16 protein-coding genes are annotated in these 17,529 nt (G+C 72.5%); 8 read left to right on the top strand and 8 right to left on the bottom strand.

What is annotated here, in order from left to right:
- Nucleotides 1-1,203 carry an NAD(P)/FAD-dependent oxidoreductase gene (locus AB0C03_RS05980; protein WP_357634791.1) on the top strand — a complete coding sequence of 401 codons (1,203 nt, stop codon included), beginning with the start codon at nucleotides 1-3 and terminating at the stop codon, nucleotides 1,201-1,203.
- The gene (locus AB0C03_RS05975; protein ID WP_357634788.1) at nucleotides 1,200-2,117 is read left to right on the top strand and encodes an RNA polymerase sigma-70 factor; all 918 of its coding nucleotides are present in this window, start codon (nucleotides 1,200-1,202) and stop codon (nucleotides 2,115-2,117) included. Before AB0C03_RS05980 ends, AB0C03_RS05975 begins: the two co-directional genes overlap by 4 nt.
- A gap of 16 nt (nucleotides 2,118-2,133) precedes the next feature.
- Here AB0C03_RS05975 and AB0C03_RS05970 read toward each other — a convergent pair whose 3' ends face one another.
- Entirely contained in the window at nucleotides 2,134-3,039 is a 906-nt protein-coding gene (locus AB0C03_RS05970; RefSeq protein ID WP_357634785.1) for a LysR family transcriptional regulator, read from the bottom strand.
- Nucleotides 3,040-3,192: 153 nt separating this feature from the next.
- On the opposite strand from AB0C03_RS05970, the gene AB0C03_RS05965 reads away from it, so the two are divergent.
- Entirely contained in the window at nucleotides 3,193-4,131 is a 939-nt protein-coding gene (locus AB0C03_RS05965) for an SDR family NAD(P)-dependent oxidoreductase (RefSeq protein ID WP_357634780.1), read from the top strand.
- A 54-nt stretch (nucleotides 4,132-4,185) separates the two neighbouring features.
- Here the strand turns inward: AB0C03_RS05965 and AB0C03_RS05960 are convergent, their stop codons facing one another.
- The gene (locus AB0C03_RS05960; protein WP_030327360.1) at nucleotides 4,186-4,746 is read right to left on the bottom strand and encodes an NADPH-dependent FMN reductase; all 561 of its coding nucleotides are present in this window, start codon (nucleotides 4,744-4,746) and stop codon (nucleotides 4,186-4,188) included.
- A gap of 137 nt (nucleotides 4,747-4,883) precedes the next feature.
- Between AB0C03_RS05960 and AB0C03_RS05955 the strand changes: the two genes are divergently transcribed.
- Nucleotides 4,884-5,357, top strand: a complete 474-nt coding sequence (locus AB0C03_RS05955; protein WP_030327358.1) for a MarR family winged helix-turn-helix transcriptional regulator — start codon at nucleotides 4,884-4,886, stop codon at nucleotides 5,355-5,357.
- 33 nt (nucleotides 5,358-5,390) lie between these two features.
- Here the strand turns inward: AB0C03_RS05955 and AB0C03_RS05950 are convergent, their stop codons facing one another.
- The 6 genes from AB0C03_RS05950 to AB0C03_RS05925 all read right to left on the bottom strand — a co-directional run bounded on the left by AB0C03_RS05950 (nucleotide 5,391) and on the right by AB0C03_RS05925 (nucleotide 12,359).
- Nucleotides 5,391-5,891: an anthrone oxygenase family protein gene (locus AB0C03_RS05950; RefSeq protein WP_357634775.1), complete on the bottom strand. Its 501-nt coding sequence runs from the start codon at nucleotides 5,889-5,891 to the stop codon at nucleotides 5,391-5,393.
- Between the two features lie 49 nt (nucleotides 5,892-5,940).
- Nucleotides 5,941-7,788 (bottom strand): IucA/IucC family protein, encoded by a 1,848-nt coding sequence (locus AB0C03_RS05945; RefSeq protein ID WP_357634772.1) that lies wholly within the window; start codon nucleotides 7,786-7,788, stop codon nucleotides 5,941-5,943.
- Nucleotides 7,785-8,393 (bottom strand): GNAT family N-acetyltransferase, encoded by a 609-nt coding sequence (locus AB0C03_RS05940; protein WP_357634769.1) that lies wholly within the window; start codon nucleotides 8,391-8,393, stop codon nucleotides 7,785-7,787. The genes AB0C03_RS05945 and AB0C03_RS05940 overlap by 4 nt, the downstream gene beginning before the upstream one ends.
- The gene (locus AB0C03_RS05935; protein ID WP_210866812.1) at nucleotides 8,390-9,667 is read right to left on the bottom strand and encodes a lysine N(6)-hydroxylase/L-ornithine N(5)-oxygenase family protein; all 1,278 of its coding nucleotides are present in this window, start codon (nucleotides 9,665-9,667) and stop codon (nucleotides 8,390-8,392) included. The genes AB0C03_RS05940 and AB0C03_RS05935 overlap by 4 nt, the downstream gene beginning before the upstream one ends.
- Nucleotides 9,668-9,702: 35 nt before the next feature.
- A complete protein-coding gene (locus AB0C03_RS05930; protein ID WP_051708061.1) occupies nucleotides 9,703-11,244 on the bottom strand; it encodes a pyridoxal phosphate-dependent decarboxylase family protein in 1,542 nt (513 codons plus the stop codon).
- Nucleotides 11,245-11,327: 83 nt separating this feature from the next.
- Nucleotides 11,328-12,359 (bottom strand): ABC transporter substrate-binding protein, encoded by a 1,032-nt coding sequence (locus AB0C03_RS05925; RefSeq protein ID WP_210866803.1) that lies wholly within the window; start codon nucleotides 12,357-12,359, stop codon nucleotides 11,328-11,330.
- A 73-nt stretch (nucleotides 12,360-12,432) separates the two neighbouring features.
- On the opposite strand from AB0C03_RS05925, the gene AB0C03_RS05920 reads away from it, so the two are divergent.
- Genes AB0C03_RS05920 through AB0C03_RS05905 form a run of 4 tightly spaced genes read left to right on the top strand, consistent with a single transcriptional unit; the run spans nucleotide 12,433 to nucleotide 17,469 of the window.
- Complete coding sequence (locus tag AB0C03_RS05920; RefSeq protein ID WP_400446331.1) at nucleotides 12,433-13,545, top strand: FecCD family ABC transporter permease; 1,113 nt, start codon at nucleotides 12,433-12,435, stop codon at nucleotides 13,543-13,545.
- Complete coding sequence (locus AB0C03_RS05915) at nucleotides 13,542-14,570, top strand: FecCD family ABC transporter permease (protein ID WP_030327348.1); 1,029 nt, start codon at nucleotides 13,542-13,544, stop codon at nucleotides 14,568-14,570. The genes AB0C03_RS05920 and AB0C03_RS05915 overlap by 4 nt, the downstream gene beginning before the upstream one ends.
- Before the next feature lie 29 nt (nucleotides 14,571-14,599).
- Nucleotides 14,600-15,424, top strand: coding sequence for an ABC transporter ATP-binding protein (locus AB0C03_RS05910; RefSeq protein WP_030327346.1), 825 nt, complete (start codon nucleotides 14,600-14,602; stop codon nucleotides 15,422-15,424).
- Nucleotides 15,421-17,469: a penicillin acylase family protein gene (locus AB0C03_RS05905; protein ID WP_357634764.1), complete on the top strand. Its 2,049-nt coding sequence runs from the start codon at nucleotides 15,421-15,423 to the stop codon at nucleotides 17,467-17,469. The genes AB0C03_RS05910 and AB0C03_RS05905 overlap by 4 nt, the downstream gene beginning before the upstream one ends.
- Nucleotides 17,470-17,529 lie beyond the last annotated feature (60 nt).

The raw sequence follows: 17,529 nt of genomic DNA, 5'->3' as shown, positions 1-17,529 counted from the left end.
ATGAGCACATCGCAACGGCAGGTCCCGGCGGGCACGCACCGCGTTCTGATCCTGGGCGCGGGCTACGCGGGCATGGCCGCGGCGACCCAGCTCGCGGCACGGACCAGGCGGGCCGACGTGCAGGTGACGCTGGTGAACGCGCAGGAGCGGTTCACCGAGCGCCTCCGGCTGCACATGACCGCGACCGGGCAGCGGCTCGCCGAGCTGAACATCCCCGAGCTGCTGGCGGAGACGGGTGCGCAGTTCGTGCGCGGCTGGGTGACGGCGGTCGACGCGCACGCGCAGACCGTCCGCATCGACGACAGTCGGGTGCTGCGCTACGACACCCTCATCTACGCGTTGGGCAGCGTGACCGACACGGCGGCGGTGCCGGGCGTCGAGGAGCACGCGTACACCCTGGACAGCCCGAGCGGCGCGACCACCCTGGCGGACCGGCTGACCCGGCTCGGCACCGGCAGGGTCGTCGTCGTCGGCAGCGGGTTGACCGGCGTCGAGGCCGCCGCGGAGATCGCCGAACGGCACCCGGGGCTCGGGGTCACGCTGGTGGGTCGGCAGGATCCCGGGGCGAGCATGAGCCCGAAGGTCCGGGCGTACCTGCGGGCCGCGCTGACCCGCCTGGGCGTCCAGGTCGTCACCGGAACGGCGGTCAGCAGGGTCCGGCCCGACGGGGTCGAGCTGGCCGGCGCGGAGGCCCTGGCGGCCGACGTCGTGCTCTGGACCGGGGGTACCCGGGTGGCGCCCCTGGCGGCCGCCGCCGGGCTGACCGTCGACGATCGCGGTCGCGTCGTCACCGACCCCACGTTGCGGTCGGTGTCGCACCCCGAGGTGTACGCGGTCGGCGACGCGGCCGCGGTCCGGCAGGGCTACGGGGTGCTGCACGGCACCTGTCAGAGCGGGATGCCGACCGGTGTGCACGCGGCGGTGTCGATCGCCCGCACGCTGCGCGGCAGGCAACCGAGGCCGTTCCGGTTCGGTTACTACCACACGCCGGTGAGCCTGGGCCGCAACGATGCGGTCGTGCAGTTCACCCGCCCCGACGACAGCCCTCGCCGCGGGTGTCTGACCGGGCGGCTGGCGGTCTGGTACAAGGAAACCGTGAGCGCCTCACCCTGGCCGACCTACCGCCGCATGTCGCGGCTGCCCTCCTCCGGTGCGTTCTGGCCGCGCGGCGGGCGCTTCACCCGCCTGCGGGACGCCCGGTGACGCGCCCGCCGGACGCCGACGAGCAGGTGTTCCACCGCCATCGCAACCTCCTGTTCTCGGTGGCCTACCGGATCCTCGGCAGCGCGGCCGATGCTGAGGACGCGGTGCAGGACGCCTGGATCAGATGGTCCTCGGCGGACCGCGCCCAGGTCGCCGACCCGAAGGCGTACCTCGCTCGGATCGTGTCGAACCTGGCGGTGCAGCGCCTGCGTTCGGCCCGGCAGCAACGCGAAACCTACGTGGGGCCGTGGTTGCCCGAGCCCGTCCTGACCGATGGGGACGCCGCCGACGCCGTCACCGACGCCGAGTCCGTGTCGATGGCGATGCTGGTGGTGCTGGAGACGCTCAGCCCGCTCGAACGCGCCGTGTTCGTCCTGCGGGAGGTCTTCGACTTCAGCCACGCGGAGATCGCGGCGGCGGTGGAACGCTCCGAGGCCGCGGTCCGCCAGACCGCTCACCGTGCTCGCGAACATGTGCGACGCCAGCGGCCACGCTTCACCGCGGACCGGTCCCAGCAGCGCGGAGTCACCGAGCGGTTCCTCGCCGCCGCGACCGGTGGCGACCTCAACACCCTGCTGGAGCTGCTCTCCCCCGACGTGACGCTGTGGACCGACGGTGGCGGGAAGGTCCGCCAGGCCCTGCGTCCGATCCGGGGCGCGGAGACGGTCGCCGGTTGGTTCGCGGCCATCGGCACCGTCACCTACCAGGGCGTTCAGCCGCACGACATGCGCGCTGTCCTGGTCGAGATCAACGGGGCGCCGGCGCTGGTGTTCAGCGGTGTCGGCCGGGTGGTCGCCACCGTCTGCTTCGACCTCGACGCCGACGGTCGGATCACCACCATCCACACCGTCGCCAACCCTGACAAGCTGCACGCCGTCGCCGACGGCACCACCCATCACCTCGCGACCCGGTGAGCCGACCGCCTCGCCGTCAGCCGGTGCTGGTGAGGTCGGTCGTCGCCGCGAGCTCCGTGACCACGTCCAGGAACCGGTGCAGCGCCGGGGCGGTGTTGCCCGCCAACCACACCATCTCGGTGTGCGCGTACGCGCCGGTCAGCGGGACGAACACCACGCCGGTGCGGCGCAGACTCGCCGCCGAGCAGGCGAGCCGGGTGACGCCGAGTCCGGCGGCGACCAGGCCGAGCAGGCTCTGCACGCCGGCCTCCTCCTGAACGACGGTCGGCTCGAAGCCCGCTTCCCGGAACTGGTCCTGGTAGGCGCGGTGCCAGGGTTCCCAGGAGCTGCGCGGCGTCATGACCCACTGTTCGTTCGCCAGGTCGGCGAGCGTCAACTCGGCCCGCCCGGCGAGCGGGTGGCCCTCGGGCAGCACCGCGCAGACCGGTTCGGTGGTCAGTCTCCTCGACTCCAGGCCGGGAACGAGCGGGGTCCGGGTGAAGGCCACGTCGTACTGCCCGCCGAGGATGCCCTGGACCAGGGGCGCGATGCTGGTGGACTCGGTGGCCAGGTGCAGGTCGGGGAGGTGGTGGCGGACCGCCCGGACCACCGGGGGCAGCAGGTGGTTGGCGACGGTGGTCAGGAAGGCGAGCCGGAGGGTGCCGACCTCACCCCGCAGGGCCCGCCCCACGACGGCGACTGCCTGCTCGGCACGGTCCGTCACGGCGCGCGCCTCGGGAACGAACAGGGCGCCGATGTCGGTCAGGGTGGTGCCACGGCTGTCACGGTCGAACAGCTTCGCCCCGAGGACGCGTTCCAGGGCGGTGATCTGCTGCGACAGCGACTGCTGGGCGATCATCAGGCGGGCGGCGGCCCTGGTGAAACTCAGCTCCTCCGCGAGGACCAGGAAATACCGCAGTTGGCGCAGCTCGGGCGTGGCCACAGGAACAGACTGTAGCCACGTCAGGAAGAGCGTGTTGGCCGTCCGCGCAGACCACCGCGCACGATCGGTGGGCAGGGCTGAACCGCGACACCGTACGCCAGTACGGCGGGCCGGTATCGCCATCCGGGAACACTCCACACAAGGAAGTCGATCATGGCTGAAACACGCGTCACCACACCGTTCAACGCCCGGTCCACCGCCACCGACGTCGTGGCCGGTGTCGACCTGACCGGGCAGCGCGCCATCGTCACCGGCGCCTCCTCGGGCATCGGCGTGGAGACCGCCCGGGCGCTCGCCATGGCCGGCGCCGAGGTGACCCTGGCGGTACGGGACGTGCGGGCCGGAGAACGGGCCGCTCGGGAGATCGGCACCGGGGCCGTGGACCGGCTGGTCCGGGTCGCGTCGTTGGACCTGTCCGACCAACGGTCGGTCGCCGCTTTCATCGCCGCCTGGGACGGGCCCCTGCACATGCTGGTCAACAACGCCGGGGTGTCGGCGACCCCCGAGATGCGGACCGCGGAGGGTTGGGAGTTGCAGTTCGCCACGAACCACCTCGGCCATTTCGCACTCGCCACAGGGCTGCACCGGGCACTCGCCAGCGCCGGTCGGGCCCGCGTGGTGTCACTGAGCTCCATCGCCCACGTTCAGGCCCCGATGGTCTTCGAGGACGTCAACTTCCGGGAACGCCCCTACGACCGTCTCCTCGCCTACGGTGAGTCGAAGACCGCCACCGCGCTGTTCGCTGTCGAGGCGAACCGGCGCTGGGCCGACGACGGCATCGCCGTCAACGCGGCCAACCCGGGCGCCGTCGCCACGAACCTGGGGCGGCACCTCACCGAGGAGGACTACGCGAGCCTTCCGGCGTACGACTTCAAGACCCCGCAGCAGGGCGCGGCGACCTCTGTGCTGCTTGCCGCGGGGCCGCATCTGGCGGGCATCGGCGGCCGGTATTTCGAGGACTGCGAGCAGGCGGTACGCCACAGCCCGGAGACGCCGCTACGAGGCGTGGCCGACCACGCGACCGATCCGGTGGCGGCGGTCCGACTGTGGCAGCTCTCGCTGGACCTGCTCGCCGGCGCACGGCTGGCCTGAATGCCCGGATACGGCCGCGGGATCCCCCGCGGCCGTATCCGGATCAGCGAACGCTCAGCCCTTGCGCAGCGGGGCGAGCGCCGCGCTCCAGGCGACAACCTGGTCGAGGGTGGTGTTCAGCGCGTCCTGCTGGAACGGGCCGGGCTTGAAGACGCTGAAGTTCTCGAAGTCGGTGAAGAGCGACAGCGCGACCTGCGAGCGCACGTCGGCCATCTGCAGCTCGCCGGAGATCAGACGCAGGTGCTCCACGGCGCGCGCGCCGCCGACCGAGCCGTAGCTGACGAAGCCGACGGCCTTGTTGTTCCACTCGGCGTAGAGGAAGTCGATGGCGTTCTTCAGGGCACCCGAGGTCGAGTGGTTGTACTCGGGGGTGACGATGATGAACCCGTCAAACGACGCGATCGTCTCGGCCCACCGCTTGGTGTGCGGCTGGCTGTACTGGCCCATTGAGGGCGGGTACGCCTCGTCGAGGTGCGGCAGCTGGTAGTCGAGCAGGTCGATCAGCTCGTACTCCGCGTCGGAGCGCTGCTTGGCGATCTCGAGCACCCAGCGGGCGACGGCCTCGCCGTTACGCCCCGGGCGGGTGCTGCCGAGGATGATCCCGATCCTGGTCATGTGTGGTGCCTTTCAGAGGTGCGTGCCGGACGACGGGAACGCTAACCGGTGCTTGATTGGTCAAGCAAATATGTTCCCTATGGGCGTGGTCACACGGAGGGTAAGCATTTGCTCAGTCAAACAAGTATGATATGAGGATGCCCGATCCCTCAGCAGCGACTCCGCAACCCCTCAGCCCGGACGAGGAAGCCCTGGTCCGCGCCTTGGGCCAGGTGATGCACGTGCTGCCCCGCGTGATCGACGCCGACATGGTCGGTGACCGGCAGCTACCACTCACCGAGTACACCGCGCTGATGAACCTCTCCGAGACGCCGGAGCGGCGGATGCGGATGAACGAGCTCGCGGCGCTCTGCCACCTCTCGCTCAGCGGCATGACCCGCACGATCATCCGGCTGGAGACGCAGGGGCTGGTCCGGCGGGAACGGTGCGAGGAGGACGCGCGCGGCTGGAACGCCGTCCTCACCGACGCCGGCTTCGCCCGCCTGACGGAGTCCTGGCCCAGCCACCTGGCCGCCGTACGCCGCCGGTTCCTGCAGCACTTCGAAGGCTTCGACCTCACCCAACTGGCCCTCGCGTTCCAGCGCGCCGGCACCGCGGAGCCGACCGACTGAGCCGGCGGCGGCCCGGTCGGTCACCCACCCGGCTCAGCCGGACAGCCGGCCCTGCGCCACCAGCGCCCAGGCCAGCAACCCGAAGGCGCCGGTCGACGCGACGGCCCGGACCACGTTGCCGCGTACCCAGGTGAGCTCGAAACGCGACCGCAGGGCGGCGAGGTCGGTGCCGTCGTCGACGTCGCCGGCGCGGGCCAGCACGGTGTTAAGCGGCACGTTGACCACGGCGGTGACGCCGAGCACCACCAGGTACAGCAGCAGTGCGGCGACGACCCACGGCAACACCGTCCGACGCCCGGCACCGAGCTGCAGCGCTGCCGCCAGCAGCGTGAACAGCAGCGCGCCACCGAAGCACACCGCGAACCATCCGTTGAGGATCGACTCGTTGATCCGCCGCATGGCGAGCACCAACGTCCGGTCGTCGGTACGCGCCAGACCCGGCATGACCGCGTACGCGAAGGCGGCGAACAACCCGGCGGTCAGGCCGGTGGTCACTGTGGCGGCGAACAGGCTGGCGGTGCTCAGGACTCCCATCCGCCTATTGCACCCGCTGACGGCAACAATGATCAACCGCGATTCGCGGTCACCGGGCCGGCGCGTGGGCGGCCAGCGGGTTGGTGAGCGTGCCGACGAACTGGAGTGCCGCCGACGGATCGGCCAGGTTGATCATCTGCTGGTTGTCGCGCAACTGCAGCCGGTTGAGGCAGGACAGCGTGAACTCCGGCGCGAACAGGTCGTAGTGGCGGACCCGCTCGGCCAGGTGTGGCACCCCGTCGAAGTAGTCGGCGGCGCAGGCCGCGACCGTACGCCAGAAGTCGTCCTCGGCGAGCACACCTGCCTCGACCAGGACCGCGTTGAGGTGCCGCAGGAAGCAGTCCACCACGTCGGTGAAGATGCTGAGCAGCTTGGTGTCGTCGGGCACCTCGACGCGGATCCGCTCCACCGCCGCCGGCAGCTCGACGTCGGAACTCATCACCGCGATCTCCTCGGCGATGTCCTTGAAGATCACCCGCTGGACCGTGTCCTGCTCGTCGAGGACCAGGATGACGTTCTCGCCGTGCGGCATGAAGGCCAGGTCGTACGCGTAGAAGCTGTGCAGCAGCGGGGTCAGGTAGGCGTCCAGGTAGCGGCGCAGCCACACCTCGGGTGCCAGGCCGGACCGGGCGATCAGTGCCGCCGCGAGTGCCCGGCCCTCGTCGTCGACGTGCAGCAGCGCGGCCATGGTGGACAGTCGCTCCCCCGGCGCCAGGTCGGGCACCGGGCTCTCCCGCCACAGGGCGGCCAACATCTTGCGGTACGGGGAGGTGCGGTCGGTCGCCGCCTCGTACTGGCGGTGCCGGTAACCCACCGCGGCCCGCTCCCGGATGACGGTCAGCCCGGTGCCGGTCAGCACCTCGTCGCCGGCGATCAGGTCGGCCAGCCAGTCGTTGATCGCCGGGGTGGCCGCCATGTACGCCGCCGACAGCCCCCGCATGAAGCCCATGTTCAGCACCGACAGGGCGGTCTTGACGTAGTGCCGGCCCGGCTCGCTGACGTTGAAGAAGGTGCGGATGGACTGCTGGGCGAGGTACACGTCCGGCCCGGGGCCGAGGTGCACCAGCCGACGCTCGGCAAGCTCACCGGCGAAGGTGACGGCCAGCTTGTTCCACCACTGCCACGGGTGCGCCGGGATCAGGTGGTAGTCGGCGAGGTCCAGCCCGAGATCGGTCATCGTGGCCGCGAACCGGGCCCGGGTCCCGGCGTCCAGCTCGCCCTCGATGAACGTGTCGTAGTCGAGGTCGGCGGCGCTGCTGAACGTCGAGTGGTCCCGGTGCGCGGCCAGCCACTCCAACCGCACCGGAGCGGCGGCCTCCGGCGCGTACCGGTGGTACTCGTCGACGCCGAAGCCGAGCCGACCGTTGTTCGCCACGAAGCAGGGGTGGCCCTCGGTCATCGAGGTCTCGATGGTCTGGAAGTCCGCCTCGGCCAGCTCGGCGGCGCTCGGCGCGGCCTGGGTCAGCTTGTACGCGGTTCCGGCCAGGGTGGAGGTGATCTCCTCCAGGTAGACCGGGAGCACCCGCGCGGAGAGCCCGAGGGTGTCGCGCAGTTCGACGATCAGGTCCACCGCGTCCGGTGCCAGCGACGTGCCGTCGCGGTGCCGGGTGATGCTGTCCGCGTCGATCTGCCAGTGGGACAGGGCGAGTACGCGCGCCGCGAACCGGTAGCTGACAGTGCCGTCGTCGCTGTGGATCTCGTACCACTGCCGGTCGTCGGGGCCGGCCACGGCCTGCGGGGTGAGCAGCCGCTCGTGGGTGAACTCGGCGAGCGCCTTGCGGACCAGCAGCCGGTTGGCCCGGGCCCACCGCTGCGGGGTGAGGTGCCCGACCGGGTCGCCGGAGGCGGGGTACGCGGTGGCGACGGGCGGGTGGCTGGGGGCGGCGGTGGTGGTCACGCCGGGGCTCCTTCGGTTCGGGTGGCGGCGGCGGGGTCGGCGGCGGCACGGTCGGCGGCGGCCTGGAACTGGGCTCGGGTGCAGACGCTGAGCAGCGCGTCCTTCTCCGGCTTGGCGATCGGGCCGACGACGGTGAACCCGACGGCGGCGTTCAGCGCGTGCACGGCCGTGTTGCGCACGTCCGGCTCGACCACCACCCGTCGGGTCGTCGGATCGTCGAAGAGCCATGCCATCACGGTGCCGATCACCGCCCGGGTGAAGCCGTGCACGGGTGTGCCGACCGGCGCGCAGAGGAAGTGCATGCCCACGTCACCGGGCTGGTGGTCGTAGAGGCCGACAAGTTCGACGTGGGCCGGGTCGTAGCGCTCCGCGAGGAAGGCCGGGCTCCCCCGCCACAGCCCGAGGTACGCGTCGTGGTGCGGGTGCCCGGCGATCCGCCGGTACTCCTCGGCCACCTGGGCCTCGTCGGCGTCCTGCATCAGCCAGAACGCCGCCTTCGGGTGGGTCACCCAGCCGTGCAGCAGCGCCGCGTCGGCGTCCGGGTCGAGCGGCCGCAGCGCGAACTCGCCGAGCCGCTCGTCGACGCGGGTGAAGGCGGTGGTCACGACGACACCCCGAACTCCTGGAAGGTGATGCTCTTCTCGATCGGGTAGTGCTCCCGGCCGAGCAGCTCGGAGATGATCCAGGAGTTGCGGTAGGCGCCCATGCCCAGGTCCGGTGAGGTGATGCTGTGCGTGTGGGTGCCCGCGTTCTGCAGGAAGATGCCCCGTCCGCTGTGGTCGATGCTGTAGTTGCGGGCCACGTCGAAGCGGCCGTGCGCGTCCCAGCGGATCCGGTCGCGCACCGGCGCGAGGAACTCCGGCACCCGGTAGTGGTAGCCGGTGGCCAGGACGAGGCCCTCGGTACGCAGCGTGAAGTCGCGCTCCTGCTCCACCTGACGCAACCCCAGCGTGTACCCACCGTCCTGGTGCTCGGCGCTGACCAGCTCGGTGTTGGTGAGCAGGCGGGTGTTCACCGGTCCGTCGACGCTGAGCGCGTAGAGCAGGTCGAAGATGTCGTTGATCAGGTCGGCGTTGATCCCCTTGAACAGGCCCTTCTGCGCGGACTCCAGCCGGTAGCGGGTCGCCTCGGGCAGCGCGTGGAAGTAGTCCACGTAGTCCGGTGAGGTCATCTCCAGCGTCAGCTTGGTGTATTCGAGCGGGAAGAACCGCGGTGAGCGGGTCACCCAGTTGAGCTGGTAGCCGTACCGGTCGATGTCACCGAGCAGGTCGTGGTAGATCTCGGCGGCGCTCTGCCCGCTGCCCACCACGGTGATGCTGCGCTTGGTGCGCAGCGCCGCGCGGTGCTCCAGGTAGTGGGAGTTGTGCACGGCGTCGCCGGGCAGTCCGGCGACGGCCGGCGGCAGGTGCGGCGGGGTGCCGGTGCCGAGCACCAGATGCCGGGCCCGGTATTCGACGGTCTCCCCCGTGCCGGTGGCGGCCCGCACCACGTACCGCTCGTCGGTGCTGTCGTACTCCACTGTGGTCACGGTCTGACCGAAACGCAGGTTCGGCAGTTTCGCCGCCGCCCACCGGCAGTACGCGTCGTACTCGCTGCGCAACGGGTAGAAGCTCTCCCGGATGTAGAACGGGTAGAGCCGGCCGATCTCCTTCAGATAGTTGAGGAAGGAGAAGGGCGACGTCGGGTCGGCGAGGCTGACCAGGTCGGCGATGAACGGGGTCTGCAACCGGGCCGACTCCAGCAGCATGCCGGGGTGCCAGGCGAGGCTCGGCCGGGCCTCCAGAAACACTCCATCGAGTTCGCCGATCGGCGCGGCGAGGCAGGCCAGGCCCAGGTTGTACGGGCCCAACCCGATGGCGACGAAGTCGTGGGTGGACATCGGGGTCTCCAGGCGCGGGTTCGTGGTCACCGGCGTCAGCCGACGGGGCAGGTCAGGTCGGCGGTGACGTGGTCGTGCACGTACCGCCCGGCGTGGGTGGCGATCAGGTCGAGCACGTACCCGACGTCGTCGACAGTGGTTTCCGGGTTGAGCAGTGTGAACTTCAGGAAGTGCCGGCCGTCGACCCGGGTCCCGGCGACCACGGCGAGACCGGACGCGGCGAGGGCCTCCCGGGCGTGCAGGTTCGCGGCGTCGGCCAGGTCCCGGCCGGGGCCGGTGGGCAGGTAGCGGAACACCACGGTGCTCAGCTCGGAGCGCGTCACCACCTCGAAGCGTGGGTCCTCGCTGACCAGTTGCCAGGCGTCGGCGGCCCGGTCGACGACCTCGTCGAAGAGCGTGCCGAGCGCGTCCGGGCCCATCACCCGCAGGGTGAGCCAGAGCTTCAGCGCGTCGAAGCGGCGGGTGGTCTGCAGGCTCTTGTCGACCTGGTTGGGGATGCGCTGCTCCACCATCCGGGCCGGGTTGAGGTAGTCGGCGTGGTAGGTGACGTGCCGCAGCGCCCGCCGGTCGCGGACCAGCAGGGCGCTGGAGCTGACCGGCTGGAAGAACGACTTGTGGAAGTCGACGGTCACCGAATCGGCCCGCTCGATGCCGTCGAGCAGGTGCCGGCGCGTCGGCGAGACGAGCAGACCGCAGCCGTACGCGGCGTCCACGTGCAGCCAGACGCCGGTCGTCGCGCACATCTCGGCTAGCTCGGTGAGCGGGTCGATCGAACCGAAGTCGGTGGTGCCGGCGGTGCCGACGACCGCCATCACCACCAGCCCCGCCTGCCGGCACCGGGCGATCTCCGCGCGGACGGCGGCCGGCCGGATCCGTCGCCGGGCGTCGGTGGGTACCGCGATCACCGCGTCCGGGGCGAGGCCGAGCAGCTTGGCCGACTTCTGCACGCTGAAGTGACCGGCGGCGGAGGTGAGCACGCGCAGCCGGGGAAGCAGCTCGGCGCGTGCCGACGGGCCGACGGCGCCGACGCACGCCTCCTCGCGGGCCAGCAGCAGCGCCTGCAGGTTGGACTGACTGCCGCCGCTGGTGAAGATGCCGTCGGCGTGCGGGCCGAGGCCGATCCGTTCGGCGGTCCAGTCGATCAGCCGGCGCTCGATGAGGGTGGCCCCGGCGCTCTGGTCCCAGGTGTCCAGGGAGGAGTTCACGGCGGTGAGCACCGCCTCGCCGAGCAGCGCCGGGATGGCCACCGGGCAGTTGAGGTGGGCCAGGTAGCGGGGGTGGTGGAACCAGACGGCGTCGCGCAGGTAGACGTTCTCCAGCTCGTCGAGCGCGGCGCCCGCGTCGCCCAGTGGACGGTCCAGGTCGACCCGGTCGACCAGGGGGGCCAGCTCGGTCGGCGTGATTCCGGTGCCGGGACGGTCCACTGTCGCCACCCGGCGGGCGACCCGGTCGACGCCGTCGGCGATTGTCCGGCGGTACTGCTCGACCGAGCCGCCGTGCAGCAGCTGGGCCCGCGCGGTGGTCGATGCCGACGGCGGCGGCGTGGTGGTCTCGACGGGGTACGTCGGCACGGTCACGGAATGTCCTTCCACGTTCTCGACGAGGGCAGCCGGAACCCACCCCAGGCGCGGCGGTGCGCCTCGGGTAGGTGCGGTGTTCGTCAGCTGACCTTCTTCGCGTTCCGGATGGCGGTGGCGAGGTTCTCCAGCAGCGGCGCGGAGCCGGCGTACGAGAAGCGGGGCACCGCGTCCCAGGCGCTCACCTGGTTGGCCTTCACCGCCGGCAGTTGCTGCCAGGTCGGCTTGGCGGTGAGGTCCTTGGCCTGCAGCGCGGTGCTGCGGTTGTCCAGTAGGATCAGGTCGGCGGGGAACTTGCCGGCGCTCTCCCAGCTCAGCGCCTCGAAGTAGTCGCCGGCTTCGAGCTTGGTGGGCACCACGATGTCGACGCCCAGCTCGGCGAAGTACATCAGGTCGGTGCTCACCTTGGGGTTGGAGACGTAGAACAGGTCGGGGCTGCCCGAGCAGGCCATGACCTTGATGCCGGGGTTGGCCTTGACGGCCTGCCGGACCGCCTCGGCGGCGGCGTCGAAGCGGGCCTTCGCGTCGGTGACCTTCTTGGCGGACAGGTCCGCGCCGAGCGATTCGGCAAGTGCCGCGTACCGCTCGATGGGCTTGGTCATCGGCACCCGGGCGGTGGTGACCGCCACGCTGGGCGCCAGCGGGAGGATCTTGTCCTTGCTCTCGTCCGGCACGTACCAGAGCGCGTCCGGGTCGTACATGTGGGTGACCAGCAGTTCGGGGCGCAGCGCCGCGTACTTCTCCAGGCTGAACTCGCCCCACACGTTGCCGAGGATCTCGACGCCCTCGACGTTCAGGTCGCCGGCCTGCGGGTCGGCCGTGCCGTCGGCACGCTTGGTCTCACCGAACACGCCGACGAGCTGCTTGTCGAGACCGAAATCGATCAGTGCCGCCGCCACGCCGGTGAAGGCCACCACGCGGGTCGGGCGGGCCGGCGCATCGACCTTCCTGCCCCGGTCGTCGGTGAACGACCAGGGGCCGCCTCCGTTGCCGGTAGCGGGCTTGGGGGCGTCACCGGTGCCGCAGGCGGCGAGCAGGGTGGCGAGCGTGGCAGCGCCACCGGCGGCCAGGAGACCACGGCGGGAGAGACGGCGGGCGGACAGGGCATCGGGCATGGTGGTGTCTTTCGATCAGGGGTTGGCCGGGCTCGACCAGGGCAGCGGGGTTAGGTTAGCCTAACCTCGGTCATTGTCAACAGCGGTTCGCCGTTTCGCCACCACCCCGGAGCCCACACTGGACGCCACACCCACCGCCACCCGGCCGACACCGTCCGTGTCGACCCGGGGCGCTGTCGCACCCCCGAGCCGGCGTGGTCGCCGAGCGGCCCGCGCCGGCGGACTGGTCGCCGCCGTGGCACTGCTCGCGGTGATCGTGGTGCTCAGCATCGCGGTCGGCGCGAAGGCCATGCCGCTCGCCGACGCCTGGTCCGGGTTGCTGCACCGCGACGCCGCCGAGTACGCGGTGGTGCACCGGATGCGCCTCCCCCGCACCCTGCTCGGGCTGCTGGCCGGTGCCGCCCTCGGTGTGGCGGGCGCGATCATGCAGGCCCTCACCCGCAACCCGCTCGCCGACCCCGGGCTGCTCGGCATCAACGCCGGTGCCTCCGCGGCCGTCGCCACCGCCGCCGCGTTCCTGGGCGTCACCGCCGTCGGCGGGTACGTCTGGTTCGCGCTGCTCGGCGCGGCGACGGTGACCGCGCTCGTCTACGCCGTCGGCGGCGGACGGGGCGCCACCCCGGCCCGGCTGGCGCTGGCCGGGGCGGCGCTCAACGCCACCCTCTACTCCTACGTGAGCGCGGTGATGCTGCTGGACACCGCGTCGCTGGAGCGGCTGCGCTTCTGGACGGTCGGTTCGCTGGCCAGCGCGGACCCGGCGACCGTCACCCGGGTGCTGCCGTTCATCGTGATCGGGCTGCTGGTCGCGCTCGGTGCCGCCCGCCCGCTGAACGCGCTCGCGCTCGGCGACGACGCGGCGCGCGCCCTCGGCGCTCGACCCGCGCTCATCCGCGCCGCCGTGATCGTCGCGGTCACCCTGCTCTGCGGCGCCGCGACCGCCGCGTGCGGCCCCATCGTCTTCGTCGGGCTGCTGGTGCCGCACCTGGTTCGCGCCCTGACCGGCCCGGACCTACGCTGGCTGCTGCCGTACTGCGCGGTGCTCGCGCCCGCGCTGCTGCTCGGCGCCGACGTGCTCGGCCGCGTACTGGGTCGACCGGGAGAACTCCAGGTCGGCATGGTGACCGCCGTGCTGGGCGGTCCGCTCTTCCTGTGGCTGGTCACCCGCCGACGGGTGGCCCAACCATGAGCGTCATCCGTACCCCTGGGGGGTTGTCGGTGCGGTTCCGGCCCCGCGCGTTGGGCGTCGGTGCCGGTGCGGCGTTGCTCGCGGCCGGGTTCGGCCTGGTGGCCCTGGGCAGCGGCGACTACCCGATGGGGCCGGCGGACGTGCTGCGCACGCTGACCGGCGGCGGCACCGTGGCGGAACAGTTCATCGTGTACGACCTGCGCCTGCCCCGGCTGGTCACCGCACTGTTGGTCGGTGCGGCGCTGGCGCTGGCCGGCACGGTGTTCCAGTCCCTGGTCCGCAACCCGCTGGGCAGCCCGGACATCCTGGGCTTCACCCAGGGCGCGTCGACCGGCGCGCTGGTGGTGGTCGTCCTGGGCGGCAGCAGCCTGGCGTTGGCCGGCGCGGCGGTTGCCGGTGGGCTCGGCACCGGCCTGCTGATCTACGCGCTGGCCTGGCGGCGCGGAGTGCACGGCTACCGGCTCATCCTGGTCGGCATCGGGGTGGCCGCGATCCTGACCGGCGTCAACGGCTACCTGCTGACCCGGGCGCCCCTGATGGACGCCGCCCGCGCGGTGCTCTGGCTCACCGGCAGTCTGGACGGGCGGGGCTGGGCCAACGCCGGGCCGCTGCTCGCCGTCCTGGTCGTGCTGGCGCCGCTGGTGCTCGTCGGCTGCGCCCCGGCGCTGCGGATGATGGAGCTGGGCGACGACGCGGCCAGCGCGCTGGGCGTGCCGGTACGCCGACTGCGCCTGGCGCTGCTCGCCGCCGCCGTGCTGCTGGTCTCGTTCGCGGCGGCCGCCGCCGGGCCGGTGTCCTTCGTGGCGCTGGTCGCCCCGCACGTGGCGAAACGGCTGACCCGGGCACCGGGCCCGAACCTGGTCCCGTCGATGACCGTCGGCGCGGCGCTGCTGGCCGGCGCCGACCTGCTGGCCCAACGCGCGTTCGACGGGCACCAACTGCCGGTCGGCGTGGTGACCGGCGTCATCGGCGGCGGTTACCTGGTCTGGCTGCTGGCCGTGGAACGCCGGGCGGGCCGGCTGTGAAGACCCGCGACACCCTCGAAGGAGCACCCATGCGACCCGGCGATTCCCGGCTCGGCGGCACCGCGCTGACCCTCGCCTACGACCAGCGCACCATCGCCGAGAACCTGACCGTGGCGGTGCCCGACAGCTCCTTCACGGTGATCATCGGCCCGAACGCGTGCGGCAAGTCGACGCTGCTTCGCGCACTGTCGCGGATGCTGCGTCCCAGCGCTGGTGCGGTGCTGCTGGACGGCCGCAACATCCACGACCTGCCGGCCCGCACCGTGGCTCGGACGCTCGGTCTGCTGCCGCAGTCGTCGATCGCGCCGGACGGCATCAGCGTCGCCGAGTTGGTCGCCCGGGGCCGTTACCCCCACCAGGGGCTGCTGCGGCAGTGGTCACGCGAGGACGAACGGGTGGTCGAGGAGTCGATGGCCGCGACCGGTGTCGACGACCTCGCCGACCGGGCGGTGGACGAGCTGTCCGGCGGGCAGCGGCAGCGGGTGTGGATCGCCATGGCGCTGGCGCAGCAGACGCCGCTGCTGCTGCTCGACGAGCCGACCACGTACCTCGACATCGCCCACCAGATCGAGATCCTGGACCTCTGCGCCCGGCTGCACGAGGAGCAGGGACGCACCCTGGTCGCGGTGCTGCACGACCTGAACCACGCCGCCCGCTACGCCACCCACCTGATCGCGATGCGCGACGGGCGGGTGGTGGCCGCCGGGGAGCCGTCGTCGGTGGTCACCGCCGACCTGGTGGCGGAGGTGTTCGGTCTGCCCTGTCGGGTCATCGACGACCCGGAGACGGGCACCCCGCTGGTCGTCCCGGCGGCCCGACGCCGGGCCACCACCCTGGCCCCGGAGCCGGCGTGAGCACAGAACGTTTCCGCGACCCGTGGGGGGTGCCGCACCTGCGGGCCGACGACCCGCTCGCCCTGGCGGCGGCGCAGGGTCGGGTGACCGCGTACGACCGGGCCTGGCAGATCGAGGTGGAACGGCACCGGGCCCGGGGCACCAGCGCGGCGTTCCTCGGCCCGGACGCGCTCGGTTGGGACCGGTTCGTCCGGCAGGTCCGGCTCGACGACACCGCCCGCCGCTGCCACGCGGCGCTGGACAAGGCGACCGCCGAGTGGGTGGGCGCCTACGTGGACGGCGTCAACGCCGCTCTCGCCGCCGGGGCTGCCCGGTCGCCGGAGTTCGCCGCCACCGGGCTTCGCCCCGGCCGGTGGGAGCCGTGGACACCGCTCGCGGTGTGGCTGGGCCACCACATCCTGTTCGCCGGGTTCCCGGGCAAGCTCTGGCGCGAGCACGTCGCGCAGCGGCTCGGGCCGGACTGGGTCGACCTGTTCGCCACCGACGGTCCGGCCGTGGCCGGCAGCAACGGGTGGCTGCTCGCCGCCGAGCGCACCGGCACCGGGGCCGCGCTGCTCGCCGGTGACCCGCACCGGTTCCTTGAGGATCCCGGTGTCTACCAGCAGATCCGGTTGGCCTGCCCGGAGTACGACGTCATCGGGCTGGCGGTGCCGGGCGTGCCGGGCATCGCCCACTTCGGGCACACCGGCGAGGTGGCCTGGGCGATCACCAACGCGATGGCCGACTACCAGGACGTGTACGCGGAGCGGCTGCGCCGCGACGGCCTGCGGGTGCAGGCGCTCGGCCCGGACGGCTGGCGACCGGCGCACCGGCACGTCGAGACGATCGAGGTGGCCGGGGCCGACCCGGTCGAGGTCGAGGTGGTGGAGACCGATCGTGGTCCGGTGATCGCCGGTGGGCCCGACGACGAGACGGCGCTCAGCCTGCGCTACCCGCCCCGGGTCCGGGGTGACAGCGGTTTCGCGACGCTGCCGGAGCTGCTGCGCGCCCGCACGGTGGCCGACGTGGATCACGCGCTGCGGCACTGGGTGGAGCCGGTCAACGTGGTGCAGGCGGCGGACACCGCCGGAGGGCTGCTGCACCGGGTCGCCGGGGCGGTGCCGGTACGGCACCCGGAGAACGGCCGGCGGGTGGTCCCCGGGTGGGACGCCGCGCACGCCTGGCAGGGCTGGCACGCGCCGATGCCCCGCGCCGAGGTGGCCGGTCGGGCGGTGATGGCCAACGAGCGCGGGTTGGCGGCCCCGCTCGGGGTGGAGTTCGCCGCACCGCACCGGGCGCACCGCATCACCGAACTGCTCGACGCCCGGGCGACGTGGACGGCCGACGAGATGGCCGCTGTGCACACCGACACGTACCTGGGCGCGGCCGGGCCGCTGCTGGCCGTCCTCGCCGAGTCGACGGGGCTCGGCCCGGCCGCCGCCGCGCTGCGCGACCGGCTGCTGTCCTGGGATCGCCGGATGGCCGCCGACAGCACGGACGCGGCCGCCTACGCCATCCTGCGGGCGGCTGTCGTCCGCCGGCTCGCCGCCCACCCGGCGCTGGCCGCGCTGGCCGAGCCGCCCGCGTACCCCGAGGTGTTCGCGCCCTGGCTGGCGCTGACGCCGCGGGTCGGTTACGCGCTGGAGCATCTGCTCGGCGCGACCCCGCCGCCCGGTGTGGACATCGGCGCGCTGGTGAGCGCGGCGGCCGAGGAGGCCGGCGACGCGGCCGCCGGGCAGGTGCCCTGGGGTGACCTGCACCGGTTGGCGCTGTGGCGGGCGCTGCCCGGCGCGGACGCCGGGCCCGGTCCCCGGCTCGACGGTGACCACGACTGCGTGCTGGCCACCTCCAGCGTGCCCGGGGTCACCCACTGGTGCCTGCGGGGGCCGGCGGCGCGCTTCGTCTGGGACCTGGCCCGCCGCAGCGACAGCCGGTGGGTGGTCCCGCTGGGCGCGTGCGGGGTGCCCGGCGACCCGCACCACGACGACCAGAGCCGCGCCTGGCTGGCCGGGGAGCTGCTACCGGTCGTCACCGACTGGGAGCAGCTGACGCAGGAGCGGGACTGACGGCACCGGCCGCCGCCCGGGGTGCCCGAGGCGCCCCGGCGACGGCCGGCCACAGTGGCG

Source organism: Micromonospora parva, from assembly GCF_040649675.1.
GTDB classification, from domain to species: domain Bacteria; phylum Actinomycetota; class Actinomycetes; order Mycobacteriales; family Micromonosporaceae; genus Micromonospora; species Micromonospora parva.
The sequence above is the reverse complement of the archived record's forward strand: the minus strand, read 5'-3'. Positions and strand labels throughout refer to the sequence as shown.

What these genes read in the sequence shown, in the direction of transcription:
- AB0C03_RS05980 (WP_357634791.1), top strand. Translation starts at nt 1, where the DNA reads ATGAGCACATCGCAACGGCAGGTCCCGGCGGGCACGCACCGCGTTCTG.
- AB0C03_RS05965 (WP_357634780.1), top strand. Translation starts at nt 3,193, where the DNA reads ATGGCTGAAACACGCGTCACCACACCGTTCAACGCCCGGTCCACCGCC.
- AB0C03_RS05960 (WP_030327360.1), bottom strand. Translation starts at nt 4,746, where the DNA reads ATGACCAGGATCGGGATCATCCTCGGCAGCACCCGCCCGGGGCGTAAC.
- AB0C03_RS05955 (WP_030327358.1), top strand. Translation starts at nt 4,884, where the DNA reads ATGCCCGATCCCTCAGCAGCGACTCCGCAACCCCTCAGCCCGGACGAG.
- AB0C03_RS05950 (WP_357634775.1), bottom strand. Translation starts at nt 5,891, where the DNA reads ATGGGAGTCCTGAGCACCGCCAGCCTGTTCGCCGCCACAGTGACCACC.
- AB0C03_RS05935 (WP_210866812.1), bottom strand. Translation starts at nt 9,667, where the DNA reads ATGTCCACCCACGACTTCGTCGCCATCGGGTTGGGCCCGTACAACCTG.
- AB0C03_RS05925 (WP_210866803.1), bottom strand. Translation starts at nt 12,359, where the DNA reads ATGCCCGATGCCCTGTCCGCCCGCCGTCTCTCCCGCCGTGGTCTCCTG.
- AB0C03_RS05915 (WP_030327348.1), top strand. Translation starts at nt 13,542, where the DNA reads ATGAGCGTCATCCGTACCCCTGGGGGGTTGTCGGTGCGGTTCCGGCCC.
- AB0C03_RS05910 (WP_030327346.1), top strand. Translation starts at nt 14,600, where the DNA reads ATGCGACCCGGCGATTCCCGGCTCGGCGGCACCGCGCTGACCCTCGCC.